The sequence below is a fragment of the Litoreibacter ascidiaceicola genome (genome assembly GCF_900129235.1).
GTDB lineage: Bacteria > Pseudomonadota > Alphaproteobacteria > Rhodobacterales > Rhodobacteraceae > Litoreibacter > Litoreibacter ascidiaceicola.
In genome coordinates this window covers 397,029-414,564 of the sequence record NZ_FQUV01000001.1, presented here as the reverse complement: position 1 = coordinate 414,564, position 17,536 = coordinate 397,029, and the positions used below count along the sequence as shown (strand labels likewise).

The window sequence follows — 17,536 nt, the reverse complement described above, 5'->3', positions numbered from 1 at the left end:
AGCTTGCCCCTTAGACGACGTCCTCGAACACCTTGTTCAACGCCGCCTCCAGCTTCTGGAACATCTCGTCCATTTGCGGCTCGGTCATGATGAAAGCAGGGCAGAGCACCACGGCCTGACCCAACGGGCGACAGATCAGCCCATGGTCGGTACAGGTGTTTGCAATCCGCTCCGACACGCTCAGCGAGCCGTCGAAAGGTGTTTTCGTCGCCTTGTCCTTCACCGCTTCCAGCGCGCCCATCAGGCCAATGCCCCGCGCTTCCCCGATATGTGGGTGCTGCGCCAAACGCGCCATTTCCGCCTCGAATTTCGGGGTGATGGCGCGGACATTGTCGATCAACGGCGCGGCCCCGTCAGAGCCTTCCATAATCACCTCGATTGCCTTTAACGCGATGGCACAGCCAACCGGATGGCCTGATGCGGTGAAGCCATGCGGGAATTCCTCGATTGCATCTGCCGCCGCCTGCAGGCGGTCGGTCAGTTCCGGCCCAAGGATCACAGCGCCCATCGGGAAGTAGCCTGCTGTCAGGTTCTTCGACGAGATGATCGCGTCGGGCATAAAGTCATATGCCTGACAGCCCCAATCTGATCCGGTGCGCCCGAAGCCGGTGATGACCTCGTCGGCCACCAATGGAATGCCGTGCTTTTTCAAAATTGGCGCGACGATCTGGAAATATCCCTCGGATGGCGGGATGACCCCGCCAGCGCCCATCACAGGCTCCGCCACGAAGGCCGCAATGGTATCCGCCCCTTCGCGGGCGATGACTTCTTCCAGCTCCGCGCCCATGCGGGCGGTGAACTCTGCTTCGCTCTCGCCGTCGCGGCCTTCGCGCCAGTAATGCGGGCAGGTTAGGTGGATGAACCCGTCCAACGGCAGCCCGAACACCGAGTTATAGGGCTTGCCAGTCATCGACGCAGATACCGCCGTCACCCCGTGATAGCCGTTTTTGCGCGTCAGGATTTTACGGCGTTCCGGCTTGCCTTCGGCTCCGCCCAAGAACCACAGCATCTTGACCAGCGTGTCATTCGCCTCGGAGCCGGAGTTAGTGTAGAACACCTTGCCCCGCTCGAACGGCGAGACCTCGATCAGCTTTTCGGACAGCATGACCGTCTGGTCCGACATCCGGCCAAAGAAGGCGTGGTAGCCGGGGAAGCGATCATATTGCGCCTTCGCGGCCTCGGCCATGCCTTTGTGATCAAACCCCGCGACCATATTCCAAAGCCCGGAGTTGGCGTCGAGATATCTGCGCCCGTGAACGTCGATCACATATGGCCCTTCGCCATGGGTCAACACCACCGTACCGCGCTCCGCAATCGAGGGCAGATCGGTAAAGCCATAGAAAGAATGGGCGTCCGCACGGGCCTCCCAGCTGTTGGGGCTATCGTCACGCATGTCTCTGGTCTCCATGTTGAGTTGAGGGTAGCTTACGCGTGGCGCGAGACCTCGGCAATCGGGATTAACGCCTGTGTGCTAGGGATTTCATATGGTCGACACACCGGGAAAAATAACGCTGTGGCAGATAGAAATTTTCGTCGCTGCCGCCGAAGAGCCGTCGATTACCGCCGCCGCGCGCAGGTTAGGGTCCAGCCCGTCCGCCGTCAGCCAGCAGCTGTCCAATCTGGAAGCCGCCCTTGGCGCGCGCCTGCTGACACGGACCGAACGCCCGATGCCGCTGACCCAAGCCGGAGAGTTGTTCCTGCGCCGCGCTCAGACTATTCTGCACGAAGCCGCGTTGGCCACGTCGGAGCTGACCCTGAAAGACCTCTCCGCCCGCATGCGCCTGCGCCTTGGCGTGATCGAGGATTTCGACGCTGACGTAACGCCCGCGCTGCTCACTCGGCTGGCCGAGCAAATGCCTAAGGCGCAATTCCTGCTGGAAACCGGCGCGTCGCACCGCTTGCTGGACCAGCTCGAAGCTCGCGCACTGGATATGGCTGTAGCCGCAGAGCCGGGCGATCTGCCACCGTCCTACGAGGTCCACCCGTTGATGGAGGATCCGTTCGTTGTCGTGACCCCACGGCGTATGGTGCGGGAAGGCGGCGACCTGATGACCGCTCTCAGGGCCAACCCGCTGATCCTCTACACCTCGCGCCATGTGATGGGGCGCCAAATCGCCTCGCACCTCTCGCGGGTCAAGCTGCAAGCCTCACACCGGTTCGAGTTGGACAGCTATCACGCGATCATGGCCATGGTCGCGCGCGGTGAGGGCTGGACCATCCTGACCCCGCTCGGGGTGATGCGGGCCAAGCGGTTCATCGACCGCGTCGACGTGTTCGAGCCGCCGTTCGAGCCGCTGTCGCGCCGCATCTCGCTGATGGCGCGTGAAGGGGCCACCCAAGACATTCCAGCCCGCGTCGCGGCCGAGATGCGCCCGTTGTTCCAGCGCGATATCGTCGAGTACTGCACTCATAAGATGCCGTGGCTCAAAGATAAAATGCGGGTGTTGAGCTAGCCGCGCACGTCTTGCGCCGCAGCGATCAGGGCGTCCGCGATATAGTCCAGTTCCTCACGGGCCAGCCGCGCGGGTAGGCGGGTGTCGCAGGCTTTCGCCAGCATGGCACGGGTTTTGGGCAGGTCGGGTACGTCACCTGGGATGAACTGCCAGTTCCAGAACGCGCGAGCATTGTCCTTCGACAGGCCGAACACCTGCGTGCTGACCCCGCGCGCTTGGGTGGCGTCCATGAAGGCGCGGGCTTGTCCTTCCGAAAACTCATTTAGGTTGAACTGGATCGAATCCGGCGCGCGCAGTTCCGGCCCTAACGGGGCGGGAACGGTGAAATAGCCGCTGGCCTCAAGCCGTGCCGCCACATAGTCGTGGTTGCTGCGCCCGTCCGTCACGCGCCGCGCAAGTTCCGGCAATTGAGGCCGGATCACGCAAGCGCTGAGGTTCTGCATCCGCAAATTATACAGCGGCAGCTTGTTTTGCCACTTTGCGGCCTCTTCACCCACGATGGCATGTTTTGACCAGTTCTGCTCATACGCGCCGGACATGATGACCGCGCGGGCCACCAGTTCCGCGTCGTCGGTGATCATGATGCCACCTTCGCCTGCGTTGATCATCTTGTAGCTCTGGAACGAGAAGCAGCCGATCTTGCCCAGCGTGCCAATATTCTTTCCGTTCCATGTGGTGCCAAGCGAGTGCGCGGCGTCCTCGACCACGGGCAAGCCGTGCTGGTCCGCCAGTCGCAAAATCGCATCCATATCGGATGTATGGCCCCGCATGTGGCTGATCAGAACGGCGTCTGCATCGACAATTTTGCGTTCCAGATCGTCCAGATCAACACGGTAGTTGTCTTCGACTTCGACCAGAACCGGCAAGCAATCCGCATGAACCACCGCGGATGGCACGGCGGCGAAGGTGAAGGCAGGGATCAACACTTTGGCGTCGCGGGGCAGGTCCAGCGCTTTCAAGGCAAGGAACAGAGCGGCGGAACAGGACGACACCGCCAGCGCGTATTTGGACCCCAGAAGCGCTGCGAACTCTTGCTCCAGCAGGGTGACTGGGGAATTTTCCGGCGCGGTGTAGCGGAACAGATCGCCCGAGCGCATCAGCGCGTCGATTTCCGCGCGCGCCGCTTCGGGGATCGGCTCTGCGTTATAGGTGTTCGGGGCTTCCATCGGGAGGTCACGCATTGCAGCTTCGCCTTTTCCAAAATTTACCTTCGGAAAATCTGTAACCTAGTTTTTGATCTTCGAAAAGGGGGTGCTAGATCCCCAGTTTGTCGCGGGTCGCATACCACGTCATCGCAAGCGCCAGCAGCGGAGAGCGCAGCGCCGCCCCACCAGGGAACCGGCCGGTAGGAAGCCGTGCCAACCGCTCAAACCCGTCGGTGTCGCCGCGCACCGCATCCGCCAGAACCTTGCCCGTGAACCCCGCCAAGGCGACGCCGTGACCGGAATATCCCGCCGCCGCCAGCACGCCGGGTTGCGGGCGCGAGATATGGGGCAGGCGGGACATGGTGATCGCCAGCGTGCCGCCCCATGCATGGGTGATCTCTATGCCTTTGAGCTGCGGAAACACCTGCTCCATCGGCTTGCGCACGACGGCGGCGATATCTTTAGGGAAACGATATCCATAGCTTTCCCCGCCGCCGAACAGCAGGCGGTTGTCCTCGCTCAGGCGGTAGTAGTTCACCACAAACTTGCTGTCAGACACGGCAATGTCGCGGCGTAGAACCTCGGCCACGCGGTCACCCAACGGGGCGGTGGCGGCGATGAAATTGTTGATCGGCATGACGCGGGCCGCCGTCGGGCGGCTCAGTCCGGTGCCGTAGCCGTTCGTCGCCTGAATGACGTGCGATGCGTTAACCTGTCCGTAATCGCAGCGCACGGTCGTGCCTTTGATCTCATGCGCGCGGGTGGTTTCGAAGATGCGCACGCCCGCCGCCACACAGGCTCGCGCCAACCCCAAAGCGTAACGCAACGGATGCAGATGCCCCGCGCCGTGATCCAGCGTGCCGCCCTGATAGGCAGGCGCGCGAAGGATGTCGTAAAGCGTGTCCCGCGACAGGGTTTCGATCTGGTCGTAGCCGTAATGCTCGGCCAGATAGGCCGCCTCTGCGTGGTCGTCGCGGGTCTCGCTGGCCTGCCAGTTGGCATGGGCAATGCCGGGTTTGAAACGGGCCTCCGGCGCATGGGTGGCGCAAAGGTGCTTGGTCAGCGCCATGGCGTTCTGAGACATCTCCCACAACTTGCGCGCATCCTCCTGCCCTGCAATCTTTTCAAGAGCTTGCTGGGATTTGTTAAAGCCCGATTGCACCTGTCCGCCATTGCGCCCCGACGCCCCGAAGCCCACCCGTTGGGCGTCGATCAGTACCACGTCCAACCCCGCTTGCGCCGCATGCAACGCAGCAGACAATCCGGTGTAGCCGCCGCCAATCACGCATAGATCAGCGCGGGTGTCACCGCGCAACGGGGCGAACGGCTCCAAAAGGTCGGCGGTTTCGGCATACCAGCCGTCCGGATAGCTGCCCCGCCGGTCGTTGGCGTCCAGCAGGTTCATACGTTGGTAAGCAAATGCTCGCGCTCCCAAGGGGAGATCACCTGCAGGAATTCGTCATACTCGGCGGTTTTCACGATGTCGTAGACACGGGTAAAATCAGGATGAAGAACCTTATGTATCTCTTTGGCATTGCGCAATAATTCCAGTGCCGAGAACAGGTCCCGCGGGATTTCACCCTCGCCTTGATAGGCGTCACCTTTGAATTCCTTGGTCGGGCGTTTGCGTTGCTTCAGCCCCAGATAGCCGCAGGCCAAAGACGCGGCGATGCCCAGATACGGGTTGCAATCCATGCCCGCCAAACGGTTTTCCACGCGGCGCGACGCGGCGTCGGAAACCGGCACTCGAATACCCGTTGTGCGGTTGTCGCGGCCCCATTCGAGATTGATGGGTGCTGCGTGGTCTTTGACGTAGCGGCGGTAGCTGTTCACGTAAGGAGCGATCAGGGCGATGACCGAGGGCATGTGGTTCTGCAACCCTGCGATGAAGTGGTAGAACGCATCCGTCTCCGCCCCGCGCGCACCGGTAAAAATATTTGCGCCGGTTTTGGTGTCCACGACCGAGTGGTGGATATGCATCGCGCTGCCCGGCTCGCCCTCGATGGGTTTGGCCATGAAGGTGGCAAAGCAGTCGTGGCGCAGGGCGGCCTCGCGGATCAGGCGTTTGAAATAGAATATCTCGTCCGCCAGCTTCACCGGATCGCCGTGGCGCAGGTTTATTTCCAACTGTCCCGCACCGCCTTCCTGCGTGATGCCGTCGATCTCGAAGCCCATATCCTCGGCAAAATCGTAAATGTCGTCGATCACGGGGCCGAACTCGTCCACGGCGCTCATGGAATAGGCCTGACGGGCAGCGGCAGGGCGGCCGGAGCGGCCCATCATCGGCGCGATTTCTTCCGCCGGATTGATATTGCGGGCCACAAGGAAGAATTCCATCTCGGGGGCCACGACCGGCTCCCAGCCTTCCTTGCGGTACAAGTCCACCACGCGCTTCAACACGTTGCGCGGGGCAAAGGCGATCGGCTCACCGGCTTGGTCAAAGGCGTCATGGATCACTTGCAAGGTCCAGTCGCCCGTCCAAGGCGCGGCGCAGGCGGTGCTCATGTCCGGCTTCAAGACCATATCCGGCTCGGTAAAGCCGCCTTCGCCTGCGGCCTCGCCCCAGCCACCTGTGATGGTTTGGAAATATATCGAGTTGGGGAGGAAGAACTGCGATTGCCGGGCAAATTTGGAGGCAGGTACCGCCTTTCCCCGTGCAATGCCGGGCAGGTCGGAGACCACGCATTCGACCTCGTCCAAGCGGTGCCCTTTCAGGTATTCGGCAGCCGCTTCGGGCAGGTGCTCCATCCAGTCGACATCTTTGACCTTGGGTTTAGCTGGCATTGGCGACCTCTCGGGGTTGCTTGAAAAATTCGGCGATCTTGGCACCGAGGATGTGGTTATCCGTGCCTTGGGCCGCGTTTTTCGCGGCGCGGTCCATGATGTCATCGGGGTAATCGGCGCTGCCTTTGCGCAGGCGGACATATTCACCGATGATCGGCCCGCCGAATTCCGGATGCGGCTGCACGGTATAGGCGCGGGTGTCGTAGACCAGCGCCGCATTCTCGCAGAAATCGTTAGAGGCAACGGTTTTGGCGCCGTCGGGCAGTCGCAGCACCTGATCCTGATGCCATGCGTTCAGCTTCACGGGGCCCAGATCGTCGAAATTGTAATCAGTGAGGCCAATGGCCCAACCGCCGTTAAATTTCTCGACATGGCCGCCAAGAGCCTGCGCGATGATCTGATGGCCAAAACAGATGCCGACCATCGGCACATGCGCGGCGTAGGCTTGCTGGATGAATGTCTCTAAGAGCGGGATGAAGGCGTGGTCTTCATAAGCCCCGTGACGCGATCCGGTCAGCAGCCAACCATCGCAATCGTGGATATTGGCAGGGAACTGAAGATGCTCCACATCGTAATCCTCGAAGGTGAAGTCATGGCCGTCGAGCAGGGCATGAAACATGCCGGGATAATCCCCGAACTTTTCTGCCACTTCGGGGGCTGCGTGACCGCAGGTTAGTATGCCGATTTTCATCTGTGCCTCTTTGAGCGTATCTTTGGTGAGGCTATCCGAGCGTTTTGAAGCTGGATAGGGGGCTATGCCTTCGGCGAGAATATTTTTGCCAAGATGAAACCCAAGGAGACAAAACTAGACCGTGTCGAGATACAGGTCGATGCGCTCGGCCTCGGTCAGCTCCTCGTAATATTGGCATTCCTGCTTCTTGGTCATCAGGAAGTTGCGGATCAGCTGGCGCGGCAGAATGCGGTATAACAGCTCCGAGCTTTCAAAGGCGGCGATGGCGTCGGGCCAAGTGGTAGGCAGCTGTGGCAGGTCGGCCTCGTAGGCGGATCCGGTGATCGGCGCAGGGGCCTCCATTTCGTCTTCCAGCCCGACCAAAGCCGCGCCCAAGACCGCGGCCAGCATCAGGTAGGGGTTGATGTCGCCGCCCGCGACGCGGTGCTCGATCCGGCGGGCCTGATGGGCACCGGCGGGCACGCGAATGGCGGCGGTGCGGTTCTCATAGGCCCAAGCGATGCCTGTGGGGGCGTGCGCGCCGGGGGTGAAGCGCTCGTAGCTGTTGCCATGGGGGGCGAGGATCAACATCGAGGCGGGCATGGCCGCGATGCAGCCGGCAATGGCGTGGCGCAGGGCGGGGGTGCCTTCCTCGCCGCCATTGTCGAAGATGTTTTTGCCTGCCTCGTCAAGGATCGAGAAATGCGTGTGCATGCCCGTGCCGGTGTGTTCCACATAGGGTTTCGCCATGAAACTGGCGGCAAACCCGTGTTTGCGGGCAAGCCCGTGGATCAACAGTTTGAACAGCCACGCATCATCGGCGGCCTTCATCGCGTCATCGGTGTGCACGAGGTTGATCTCGTACTGGCCCATTCCGGCTTCCGAGATGGCGGTTTCGGCGGGGATGTCCATGGCTTCGCAGGCGTCATAGAGCTCGGTGAAAAAGTCGTCGAACATGTCCAGCGCACGCATCGACAAGACCTCGCCACCCAATCGGCGTTTGCCGGAGCGCGGTGAGGGGGGCGGTTGCAGATCCTCGCCGGAATCGTCGATCAGGTAGAATTCCAGCTCGGTCGCCACAACGGGGCGCAGGCCTTTTTCGGAAAACCGGTCGATTACGGATTTCAGCGCGTGGCGCGGGTCGCCCTGAAACGGCGTGCCGTCTTCGAGAAACATCCACATCGGCAGCAGTGCCGACGGGTTGGCGAGCCATGGCATCGGCACGAAGCCGCGTTCGGTCGGCATCAGCACGCCGTCACGGTCGCCGGAGGCAAAGACCAGCGGGCTGTCTTCGATATCCTCGCCCCAGATGTCTACGTTCAGCACCGACATCGGCATGCGGGAGCCGTCGGTGGTCAGCTTATGGGCAAAGCGGGTGGGCATACGCTTGCCACGCGCCTGACCGTTCAGATCTGCGACCGCTGCGCGAATGTTGCGCACGGTCGGGTTGTCGCGAAGCCAGCTGTCCATAATTTACCTGATGATTTGAGGACGATAACGGATCTTGCGCCGTTGGTCTTGTGGGAGGTGGCGGTTCAAATATCTGTTTACAAGCCCGAACGCGGTGATGACGACCAGCGTCAGCAAAATAAAGTACCCCGCCACGATCGGGTAGGGCACGAAGGGGTTGAACGTCTTGTCCGCAAAGTAGCTGGCGTAATACAGCGCGTCGCCTTTTTGCTGGAAGGCGGGGAAGCCGGAAAAGAACACCAGCGTGGTGGCGTGGAACAGGAAGATCGCCTCGTTGGTGTAAGCGGGCCAAGCAAGGCGTAGCATTGTTGGCCACACAACACGGCGAAAGCGGGTCCAGCCGGCCATGCCGTAAGCGTCTGCGGCCTCGACCTCGCCTTTGGGGACCGAGCGCAACGCGCCGTAGAAAATCTCGGCTGAATAGGCGGCGGTGTTGAGGAACAACACGACCAGCGCGCCCGCCCATGCCGAAGTCAGCCAAGAGAAGCCGCCGGTGGATTGCTTGAGGTTGAGGAACAGAAAATAGGCGAGGAAGAACTGGATGAACAACGGCGAGCCGCGGAAGATCAGGATGAACCAGTCCGCAGGCTTGCGGAACCACGGGTTCTGCGCGGCCTTGGCGACCGCCACCAGATTGGCAAGGAAGAAGCCCGCGATCAGGGCCAGAAGGCCGAAATAGATGTTCCAGATCATGCCGGAGCCGATCAGGGTTACCTGCTGGCAAATGGTGAAGTCATCGCGCGGCAGGAGGCGTTCGCCATAGCCGAGGCTGCGGAAGGCGTAAGATTGAACGGTGTCCCAGCAGCTCATGACCGGCGCTCCCGAAGGGGCGACGCGTGCGCGAAAGCCTGTGCGGAGCACATGCGTGCGTCACTCATTGGCAAGTCCGGACGCGTCATTGGCTGCCCCCTAGCGTGGCTTGGCCATGGGTCAGGCGTTTCATCACGCGCTCCAGCACAAACTCGGAGAGTTTGGTGAAGGCGAGGTAGAAGACCAGCAGTGCGAGGAAATACCACAGACGCCAGTCGCCATGGGGATAGTCGGTAAAGCGCGGGGTTTTGGTGCCGCCCAGCTCGCGGGCCCAATAAACGATGTCCTCGACGCCGAGCAGGAACAACAGCGGCGTGGCCTTGATCAGCACCATCCACAGGTTGCTGAGGCCGGGCAGGGCATAGACCCACATTTGCGGGACGGTGACGCGCCGGAAAGTTTGTGCCGCGGTCATGCCGTAAGCTTGCGCGGTCTCGACCTGCGCTTTGGGGACCGCATTCATCGCGCCATAGAGCACGTTGGCGGCGAAGGCACCGAAGACGATGGCGAAGGTCAGCACGGCGGTGAAGAAGCCGTAGACCTCATGCACCCATTGCGGGGCGTCGCCTTGGGGCAGTTTGGCCGCTTGGCAGACGACGAAATCATTGCCTTGGCGGATGGGCTGGTCCCAGTCGGGGCAAAGGTACTGGTGGCGCATCCACTCGAAGCCCTGATCGAGGGCGATGACGAAAAACAGGAAAAAGGCGATGTCGGGGACGCCGCGCACCACCGCAATGTAGCTTTTGCCGAACCAGCGGATCGGCAGGATGCGGGATCGGGCGGCCATCGCGCCGCCAAACCCGAACATCAGCGCGGCCGGGGCGGTGATCGCCAGCAGGATCAACACGGTGCCGAAGGCCCAATACAGCCCCATATGCTTGCCTGTGGTCAGGTAGCAACTAAGCCAGGACAGGCCCTCGAGGGTGGTGGGATCGGCGCAATAACTAAAGATGGGGTGGCCTGTCGAAAGGTCAGGATTCAGGTATTTATAAAGCAGTGATGAGGTGGAGCGCTGTGCCCCACCTCATGCGTTTTCCTAGAACGTGGCCGAGCCGGGCAGGTGCTTAGTGATCAGCGCGTTCAGGGAGCCGTCAGCCTTCATCGACTGGATGGCCTTGTTGAACATCTCTTTCAACTCGCCGTCGCTTTCGCGCACGCCCAAACCGATGCCGCCGCCCAGCAGGACGTCATCACCGATGAGCGACAGGTCGGCTTCGGCTTCCGCGATGGGCTCGAGATAGGCTTTGTCGGCCAGAACCGCGTCTGCTTCGCCGTTTTTGACCGCTGCGACGGTTTCTTCGGGGGTTGCGAACTCGACCAGAGTAGCGCCTTCCATCGACGCCACATGGCTGGCCTGAATGGTCGACGCCTGAGCCGCAATCACGGCGCTGGTCAGGTCAACATCGGCGGACAGGCCCAGATAGGCGGATGGATCCGGCTGGGTGTACGGGTCGGTGAAGTCGATGACTTCGTCGCGCTCGGCGGTGATCGACATGCCGGCGATGATGGTGTCGTAGTTGCCGGACACGAGGTTCGGGATGATGCTGTCCCACTCGTTGGTGACCCATTCGCAGGTCAGCTCGGCGCGTTTGCACAGCTCGTCGCCCAGTTCGCGCTCGAAGCCGTCAACTTCGCCGGCATCGTTGATGAAGTTATAAGGAGGGTACGCGCCTTCGGTGCCCATACGGATGGTTTTGCCGTGGCCGTCAGCCAAGGCGATGCCGGCGGACATCACCAGTGCGGTGGTGGCGAGGATCAGATTTTTCATGTTGGATTCTCCTGGTTTATGAGTCGTTCTTAAGGTTACTTATGCCGGAACTGTTGCGCTTAGGAATTGCTGCAGCCGTTCCGTTTTGGGCTTGCCGAACAGCTCGTCCGGCGCGCCTTCTTCTTCGATCTTTCCTTGATGCAGGAAGATCACGTGATCGCTGACATCGGCCGCAAGACGCATGTCATGGGTCACGATAATCATCGTCCGGCCCTCGGCGGCAAGGTCCTTGATCACCTTGACCACCTCTTGCTCCAACTCGGGATCAAGGGCGGAGGTCGGCTCGTCAAAGAGCAGGGCTTTCGGCTCCATGCACAACGCGCGCGCGATCGCGGCGCGTTGCTGCTGACCGCCGGACATCTGGGCTGGATAGACGTCGCATTTGTCGCCGATGCCCACCTTATCGAGCAGCGCGCGGGCGCGGGGTTCGACCACCGTTCGGTCCTCGCCCAGCACGGTCAGCGGGGCTTCCATGACGTTTTGCAGAATCGTCATATGCGCCCAGAGGTTGAACTGCTGGAACACCATGGACAGATTTGTGCGGATGCGGGTGACCTGTTTGTGGTCGGCGGGGCGGCGGTTCATGCCAGAGCTTTTCCACGTCACAGGCTCGCCGCAGAACAGAATTTCACCCTGCTGGCTATCTTCGAGCAAGTTGGCGCAGCGCAGCAATGTTGACTTGCCGGAGCCCGAGGAGCCGATCAGCGACACCACATGACCCGCCTGCGCCGAAAGGGAAACGCCCTTGAGCACCTCCAGCGAGCCATAGGCTTTGTGCAGGTTACGGATTTCTAGAACAGGAGGTGTGTTGGCAGACACGGAAACTCGCAGATTGTATTACAGTGACGCAATAGGGCCGAAATCCTAGAGTTTTGCAATGGGGTTTCGCGACTTAACGCTAGGTCATCTGTCCGGAACGGGCGGGATCGGCACCGCCAGATAGGTCGTGGACGGGATCAATGTGACGCCTGAAATACCGAGCGTTGCACGATCGGCTGCACTGAGGGCGGCGGTCGCCAGTTGCAACGCGCGCAGGGTCTTTCCTGCGGGCAGGGAGCGGGCGCAGATATAGGGCAGGGCCGGCGTGGGGGCGGTTTGGTCGATCACACACAGCTTCTTCGCGAAATCGTCCCATTTGCAAATCATCTGCCATGTCAGCGCGTCGATTGCTGCCAATGCGGCCCGCCCGTCGGCCACCGCGCGCGCCGAGGCCCGATGCGCGCCAGTGGCGAGCGTTGACCCCAAGGTCAGACCGGCACCGGTCATATGGCTATGGAGCGCGGCCCAGCCGCTTTGCGACATCGGGTCGTTATAGGCAGCGGTTGCGCCGTCGAACTCTGCCAGCGACGCACCAGCGCGAGTCCGATGGGCGATGAGGACCGAATAATAGTGCCCCGCCGCACAGTCGAGGTCGAGCACCGGGGTGGCGACAAGGTTTACCTTGTCCGCAAGCTGCGCGCGGTAGGGGAAGCCGCAGGTTTGCGACAGGACAAGATCTGGGGACTGCCAATGTGCCATCAGGTCGGGGATGTCGCGCGTCAGCTGCGCAGGGGCCTCGCCGCCCAGATGGTCGCGAATAAGGCGCCAGAACCGGTCATTGGCGGCGGCCGTTTCCGGCCTGTCATACATAGGCAGGCTGGCATACTTAGATGGGCTGGCAATCATGCCAATCTGGCTTCGACTCTTTGGCGCGCAAGGGCGCTGTCGCGGTCGTTGATGCCCAGAAGCGGGGCGATCAGGCGCAATGCGCCCTCCTCTTCGGCGTCCCGCTCGCCGTCGGCCAACACCAGCTCCCACAGAGCCTCGACGACCTCCATCCGGTCGTCCAGATCCACCGCGTCCTTGATGGAGCGGGTGAATTTTATGGTGTCGTGGGCGCTGTCCTCGATCTCTTCGGCCTCCGCGCGCAAGGCGGCAGCGCCGGAGGCGTCCAGATCGGGGTAGTGGCGCGCCAAAATCACGTCGATTTTGGCCACTTCGCTGTCAGCGTAGTCGTCATTGGCGCGGGCCACACGGACCAGCAGCGCAGCGAGGGAAAGACGGGCGTCGCCAGCATCCAGCGGGGCGTCTTTTGCGGCGGTTAGCCGTTGGAAAAAGTTAGCAATCATGCGGATAAAGGATAGGCCGGACGGGGCGGTGTCAACCTTTAGGCGTCGTAGCCTTCGACGATCACCAGATCGCCTTCGGAGATCGGGTCGCGGATCGCCTTGGCCGCTTGGTATTCCGCGCTGTTGTAACACTCTTGTGCGGCTTGGAGGGACGGGAACTCGATCACCACCGTGCGCGATTTCGAGGCACCTTCGCGAACCTCTTGCGCCCCGCCACGCACGATGAAGCGTGCGCCGTAGGTTGCAAACGGGGCCGCGTTCGCGGCTTTGTAGTGCTCGTATGCCTCGGGGTCCGAGACATTCACATGGGCGACCCAGTAGGCTTTGGGCATTACACCAACCTCGAATTGTCCTTGGCCGCCCGCACGAAGTCGCGGAACAGCGGGTGGGGGGCGAAGGGCTTGGATTTCAGCTCGGGGTGGAACTGCACGCCGATGAACCACGGGTGGTCCTCGACCTCGACGATTTCGGGCAGGCTGCCATCCGGTGACATCCCCGAGAAGATGAGCCCCTTATCCTCAAGCGCTTCTTTGTATTTGGTGTCGACCTCGTAGCGGTGGCGGTGACGTTCCTCGATCGAGGTCGTGCCATAGACTTCGGCTACCTTGGAGCCTTCGGTCAGCGTGGCGTTATAGGCCCCCAGACGCATAGTGCCGCCCTTGTCGTCGGTTTCCTTACGCTTGACCTTGTGGTTGCCCTGCACCCATTCTTTCAGGTGGTAAACTACGGGTGTGAAACGCTTTTTGCCAGCCTCATGGTCAAACTCTTCCGATCCGGCATCGGTCATGCCTGCCAAATTCCGTGCCGCTTCGATCACCGCCATTTGCATGCCCAGACAGATGCCAAGGTAAGGGATTTTCTTCTCGCGGGCGAATTGTGCCGCCTTGATCTTGCCCTCGGTGCCGCGCTCGCCGAAGCCGCCGGGCACCAGAATGGCGTGGTAGCCTTCCAGATGCGGTGCTGCGTCCTCGCGATCGAAAACCTCCGAGTCGACCCATTCCACGCGGACTTTCACGCGGTTGGCCATGCCGCCATGCATCAATGCTTCCTTGATGGATTTGTAGGCGTCTTCAAGCTGGATGTATTTGCCGACGATGGCGATACGCACCTCGCCCTCGTAGTTATGGACGCGGTCGGAGACGTCTTCCCACACCCCCAGCTTGGGCTGCGGCGCGGGGGAGATTCCGAACGCATCCAGAACCGCCTGATCCAGCCCTTCCTTGTGGTAGGCCAGTGGCGCGTCATAGATCGAGCCGAGGTCATAGGCCGCAATCACGCTGTCGGGGCGGACGTTGCAGAACAACGCCAGCTTTTCGCGTTCCTTCTCGGGGATCGGATGCTCGGAGCGGCAGACCAGAATATCGGGCGCGATTCCGATGGATTGCAATTCCTTGACGGAGTGTTGCGTCGGCTTGGTCTTCAGCTCGCCCGATGCGGCCAGATAGGGCAGCAGCGTCAGGTGCATGAACAGGCATTGTCCGCGCTCGCGTTCATGCGCGAACTGGCGGATCGCCTCGAAGAAGGGCAGGCCTTCGATGTCGCCCACGGTGCCGCCGATTTCGCACAGCATGAAATCGACCTCATCCTCGCCGATGGCGATGAAGTCTTTAATCTCGTTGGTCACATGCGGGATCACCTGAATGGTTTTGCCCAGATAGTCGCCGCGGCGCTCTTTCTCCAGCACGGTGGAGTACACCCGACCCGACGAAATGGAATCGGTGTTGCGCGCCGCCACTCCGGTGAAGCGTTCGTAATGTCCAAGGTCCAGATCGGTCTCGGCGCCGTCATCGGTGACGAAGACCTCGCCATGTTCGAACGGGCTCATCGTGCCGGGATCGACGTTCAGGTAGGGGTCCAGCTTGCGCAGGCGTACCGAATATCCGCGTGCTTGTAACAGCGCGCCAAGGGCCGCCGAGGCCAGACCTTTGCCCAAAGAGGAAACCACCCCGCCGGTGATAAATACGAATCTTGCCATGGCTGGATATGTCCCGTGTAACCTGAATTTATTGGTATTTCAGGGCATGAAAATGCCCTTACTCACGGGATTTAAGACATAAAGGATTCGCGGCACTCCCGCAACCGCGCGCCGCAACATTATGTGGGCGGTTTTGCTTAACCGCCCAGAATTAGTGGTTTTTTGGTTTTATGCGCCGGATTAGTCGTCGATGCGCGGCGGGGCCAGAGGCGCATCACCGGTTGCAGGCAGGGTCGGCGGCAAAAGCGCGTCGCCCGCAGGGGCCTCGACCTCGGCAGGGGCGGTTATCGCAGAGGTGTCCAGTACCGAGCTGTTATTCGAATTGCGCGCGGCCATCACCGTCAGGCTGATCGAGGTGATCACGAAGGCGACGCCAAACAGCCATGTCAGCTTGCCCAATGCAGAAATCGCGGGACGTCCCGACATAGCGCCACCGCCGCCACCACCGCCGCCCATTCCAAGGCCACCGCCTTCTGAGCGTTGGATCAGAACGATCACGATCAGGCACAAGGCGACGATCAGGTGGACGGTGAGAATGATGTTTTCCATGGGGCAGGGGCCTATGACGCAATTGTTCCGGTGGTATGTAGTAGGGGCGGCGTCGTGGCGCAACCCGCCAATTGAGGCTTTCCCCCGTGGGGCAGCGCTTGTATACGGGCGCGGGTTTAATCTCCGGGACAAGGAATTCAGCATGGCCAATGTGGTAGTTGTCGGCGCGCAATGGGGCGACGAAGGCAAAGGCAAGATCGTGGACTGGTTGTCGGAGCGTGCAGACGTCATCGCGCGCTTCCAAGGCGGTCACAATGCAGGCCATACGCTGGTCATTGATGGCAAGGTCTACAAGCTGTCGCTGCTGCCCTCGGGCATCGTGCGCGGCGGCAAGCTGTCTGTCATCGGCAACGGCGTGGTGCTGGACCCGTGGCATCTGGAAAAAGAGATCGCCTTGCTGCAAGGCCAAGGCGTCGAGATCAACCGCGACAACCTGATGATCGCGGAAAACACCCCGCTGATCCTGCCCGTGCATGGCGAGTTGGACCGCGCCCGTGAAGAGGCCGCGAATCCCGGCACCAAGATCGGCACCACCGGTCGCGGCATTGGGCCAGCCTATGAAGACAAGGTCGGCCGTCGTGCCATCCGCGTCGCCGATCTGGCCGACCGCGAAACGCTGGAGACCCGTGTGGACCGCCTTTTGGTGCATCACGACGCGCTGCGTCGGGGCATGGGGCTGGAACCTGTGGATCGCGACGCCTTGCTGGCGTCGCTCGAAGCCATCGCGCCCTCGGTGCTGCAATTCGCGGCCCCCGTCTGGAAGGTGCTGGCCGAGAAACGCAAAGCGGGCAAGCGCATCCTGTTTGAAGGCGCGCAAGGCGCGTTGCTGGATATCGACTTCGGAACGTACCCGTTCGTGACCTCCTCCAACGTGATCGCAGGGCAGGCGGCGACCGGCTCCGGCATGGGGCCGGGGGCGATTGATTTCGTGCTGGGCATCGTCAAGGCCTACACCACCCGCGTCGGCGAAGGCCCGTTCCCGTGCGAGTTGAACGACGCAGACGGTCAGCGTCTGGGCGAGCGGGGCCACGAGTTCGGTACCGTCACCGGACGGCAGCGCCGCTGCGGCTGGTTCGACGCGGTTCTGGTGCGCCAGACCTGTGCCACTTCCGGCGTGTCGGGCATCGCGTTCACCAAGCTGGACGTGCTCGACGGCTTCGAGGAGCTGAAAATCTGCGTCGGCTACGAGCTGGACGGCGAACGCATCGACTACCTGCCCACGGCCTCCAGCCAACAAGCGCGTTGCACACCCATCTACGAGACCATGCCCGGCTGGTCGCAATCGACCGAAGGCGCGCGCTCTTGGGCCGATCTGCCAGCGGAGGCAATCAAATATGTGCGCCGTGTTGAAGAGTTGATCGACTGCCCTGTGGCCTTGCTGTCGACCTCGCCGGAGCGTGAAGACACGATCCTCGTCACCGACCCGTTCTCGGATTGATCTGATGGCGCTGAGCTACAAAGCCCGTCGCCGTTGGGCGTTGGTGATCCTTGTCATCGGGCTGCCGCTCTATATCGCTGTGGCGTGGTGGGCGGTCGGCACGCTGGAGCGGCCCAACGTTTTGGTGGAGTTGGCGATTTATCTGGGCCTCGGCATTGTCTGGGCGCTGCCGTTCAAGTTCATCTTCAAGGGTATCGGCCAAGCCGATCCTGACGCGGATGACGAGCGAGATCCAAATTCCTGAGACAGAGGTCTGGCCCCGTCGCTGCGCGCGGTGCCCTCAGCAAAAGTTAACCGCACTGCGCTATACCCCTTCTCGACGTCAACAAACGTGGTTCAGGATCCTGCGTACTGGAAAACCTCCGG

General features: G+C 61.4%; 18 protein-coding genes. 3 read left to right on the top strand and 15 right to left on the bottom strand.

Annotated features, from left to right (window positions below; genetic code table 11):
* Positions 1–10: 10 nt before the first annotated feature.
* Positions 11–1,393, bottom strand: coding sequence for an aminotransferase (locus BUB72_RS01920; protein WP_073139693.1), 1,383 nt, complete (start codon positions 1,391–1,393; stop codon positions 11–13).
* A gap of 91 nt (positions 1,394–1,484) precedes the next feature.
* Here BUB72_RS01920 and BUB72_RS01915 point away from each other — a divergent pair, with 91 nt between their 5' ends.
* Positions 1,485–2,453: a LysR family transcriptional regulator gene (locus BUB72_RS01915; protein WP_073139690.1), complete on the top strand. Its 969-nt coding sequence runs from the start codon at positions 1,485–1,487 to the stop codon at positions 2,451–2,453.
* Here the strand turns inward: BUB72_RS01915 and BUB72_RS01910 are convergent.
* The 14 genes from BUB72_RS01910 to secG form a co-directional block, all read right to left on the bottom strand.
* Positions 2,450–3,634 carry a DegT/DnrJ/EryC1/StrS family aminotransferase gene (locus BUB72_RS01910; RefSeq protein ID WP_073139687.1) on the bottom strand — a complete coding sequence of 395 codons (1,185 nt, stop codon included), beginning with the start codon at positions 3,632–3,634 and terminating at the stop codon, positions 2,450–2,452. The two genes, BUB72_RS01915 and BUB72_RS01910, sit on opposite strands and share 4 nt — an antisense overlap.
* Before the next feature lie 73 nt (positions 3,635–3,707).
* Positions 3,708–5,003 carry an NAD(P)/FAD-dependent oxidoreductase gene (locus BUB72_RS01905; protein ID WP_073139684.1) on the bottom strand — a complete coding sequence of 432 codons (1,296 nt, stop codon included), beginning with the start codon at positions 5,001–5,003 and terminating at the stop codon, positions 3,708–3,710.
* On the bottom strand, positions 5,000–6,382 hold the full coding sequence (locus tag BUB72_RS01900; RefSeq protein WP_073139681.1) for a glutamine synthetase family protein: 1,383 nt from the start codon (positions 6,380–6,382) through the stop codon (positions 5,000–5,002). Before BUB72_RS01900 ends, BUB72_RS01905 begins: the two co-directional genes overlap by 4 nt.
* On the bottom strand, positions 6,372–7,073 hold the full coding sequence (locus tag BUB72_RS01895) for a type 1 glutamine amidotransferase (RefSeq protein ID WP_073139678.1): 702 nt from the start codon (positions 7,071–7,073) through the stop codon (positions 6,372–6,374). The genes BUB72_RS01900 and BUB72_RS01895 overlap by 11 nt, the downstream gene beginning before the upstream one ends.
* 114 nt (positions 7,074–7,187) lie before the next feature.
* Positions 7,188–8,522, bottom strand: coding sequence for a glutamine synthetase family protein (locus BUB72_RS01890; RefSeq protein ID WP_073139674.1), 1,335 nt, complete (start codon positions 8,520–8,522; stop codon positions 7,188–7,190).
* A gap of 3 nt (positions 8,523–8,525) precedes the next feature.
* The gene (locus tag BUB72_RS01885) at positions 8,526–9,332 is read right to left on the bottom strand and encodes an ABC transporter permease (RefSeq protein ID WP_073139671.1); all 807 of its coding nucleotides are present in this window, start codon (positions 9,330–9,332) and stop codon (positions 8,526–8,528) included.
* An 85-nt stretch (positions 9,333–9,417) separates the two neighbouring features.
* A complete protein-coding gene (locus BUB72_RS01880) occupies positions 9,418–10,284 on the bottom strand; it encodes an ABC transporter permease (RefSeq protein WP_073139668.1) in 867 nt (288 codons plus the stop codon).
* 84 nt (positions 10,285–10,368) lie between these two features.
* Complete coding sequence (locus BUB72_RS01875; protein WP_073139664.1) at positions 10,369–11,100, bottom strand: transporter substrate-binding domain-containing protein; 732 nt, start codon at positions 11,098–11,100, stop codon at positions 10,369–10,371.
* A 39-nt stretch (positions 11,101–11,139) separates the two neighbouring features.
* Positions 11,140–11,919, bottom strand: a complete 780-nt coding sequence (locus tag BUB72_RS01870) for an ABC transporter ATP-binding protein (protein ID WP_073139661.1) — start codon at positions 11,917–11,919, stop codon at positions 11,140–11,142.
* Between the two features lie 84 nt (positions 11,920–12,003).
* Positions 12,004–12,729: a phosphate/phosphite/phosphonate ABC transporter substrate-binding protein gene (locus tag BUB72_RS01865; protein ID WP_083588522.1), complete on the bottom strand. Its 726-nt coding sequence runs from the start codon at positions 12,727–12,729 to the stop codon at positions 12,004–12,006.
* 32 nt (positions 12,730–12,761) lie between these two features.
* The gene (locus tag BUB72_RS01860) at positions 12,762–13,208 is read right to left on the bottom strand and encodes a tellurite resistance TerB family protein (protein ID WP_073139654.1); all 447 of its coding nucleotides are present in this window, start codon (positions 13,206–13,208) and stop codon (positions 12,762–12,764) included.
* A 38-nt stretch (positions 13,209–13,246) separates the two neighbouring features.
* Complete coding sequence (locus BUB72_RS01855) at positions 13,247–13,540, bottom strand: DUF1330 domain-containing protein (protein ID WP_073139651.1); 294 nt, start codon at positions 13,538–13,540, stop codon at positions 13,247–13,249.
* Positions 13,540–15,183, bottom strand: coding sequence for a CTP synthase (locus tag BUB72_RS01850; protein ID WP_073139646.1), 1,644 nt, complete (start codon positions 15,181–15,183; stop codon positions 13,540–13,542). The genes BUB72_RS01855 and BUB72_RS01850 overlap by 1 nt, the downstream gene beginning before the upstream one ends.
* Positions 15,184–15,363: 180 nt before the next feature.
* A complete protein-coding gene (gene secG / locus BUB72_RS01845) occupies positions 15,364–15,732 on the bottom strand; it encodes a preprotein translocase subunit SecG (RefSeq protein WP_073139643.1) in 369 nt (122 codons plus the stop codon).
* Between the two features lie 142 nt (positions 15,733–15,874).
* Between secG and BUB72_RS01840 the strand changes: the two genes are divergently transcribed.
* A complete protein-coding gene (locus BUB72_RS01840; protein ID WP_073139640.1) occupies positions 15,875–17,170 on the top strand; it encodes an adenylosuccinate synthase in 1,296 nt (431 codons plus the stop codon).
* Between the two features lie 4 nt (positions 17,171–17,174).
* On the top strand, positions 17,175–17,414 hold the full coding sequence (locus BUB72_RS01835; RefSeq protein ID WP_073139639.1) for a DUF2842 domain-containing protein: 240 nt from the start codon (positions 17,175–17,177) through the stop codon (positions 17,412–17,414).
* The last annotated feature ends 122 nt before the right edge of the window (positions 17,415–17,536 follow it).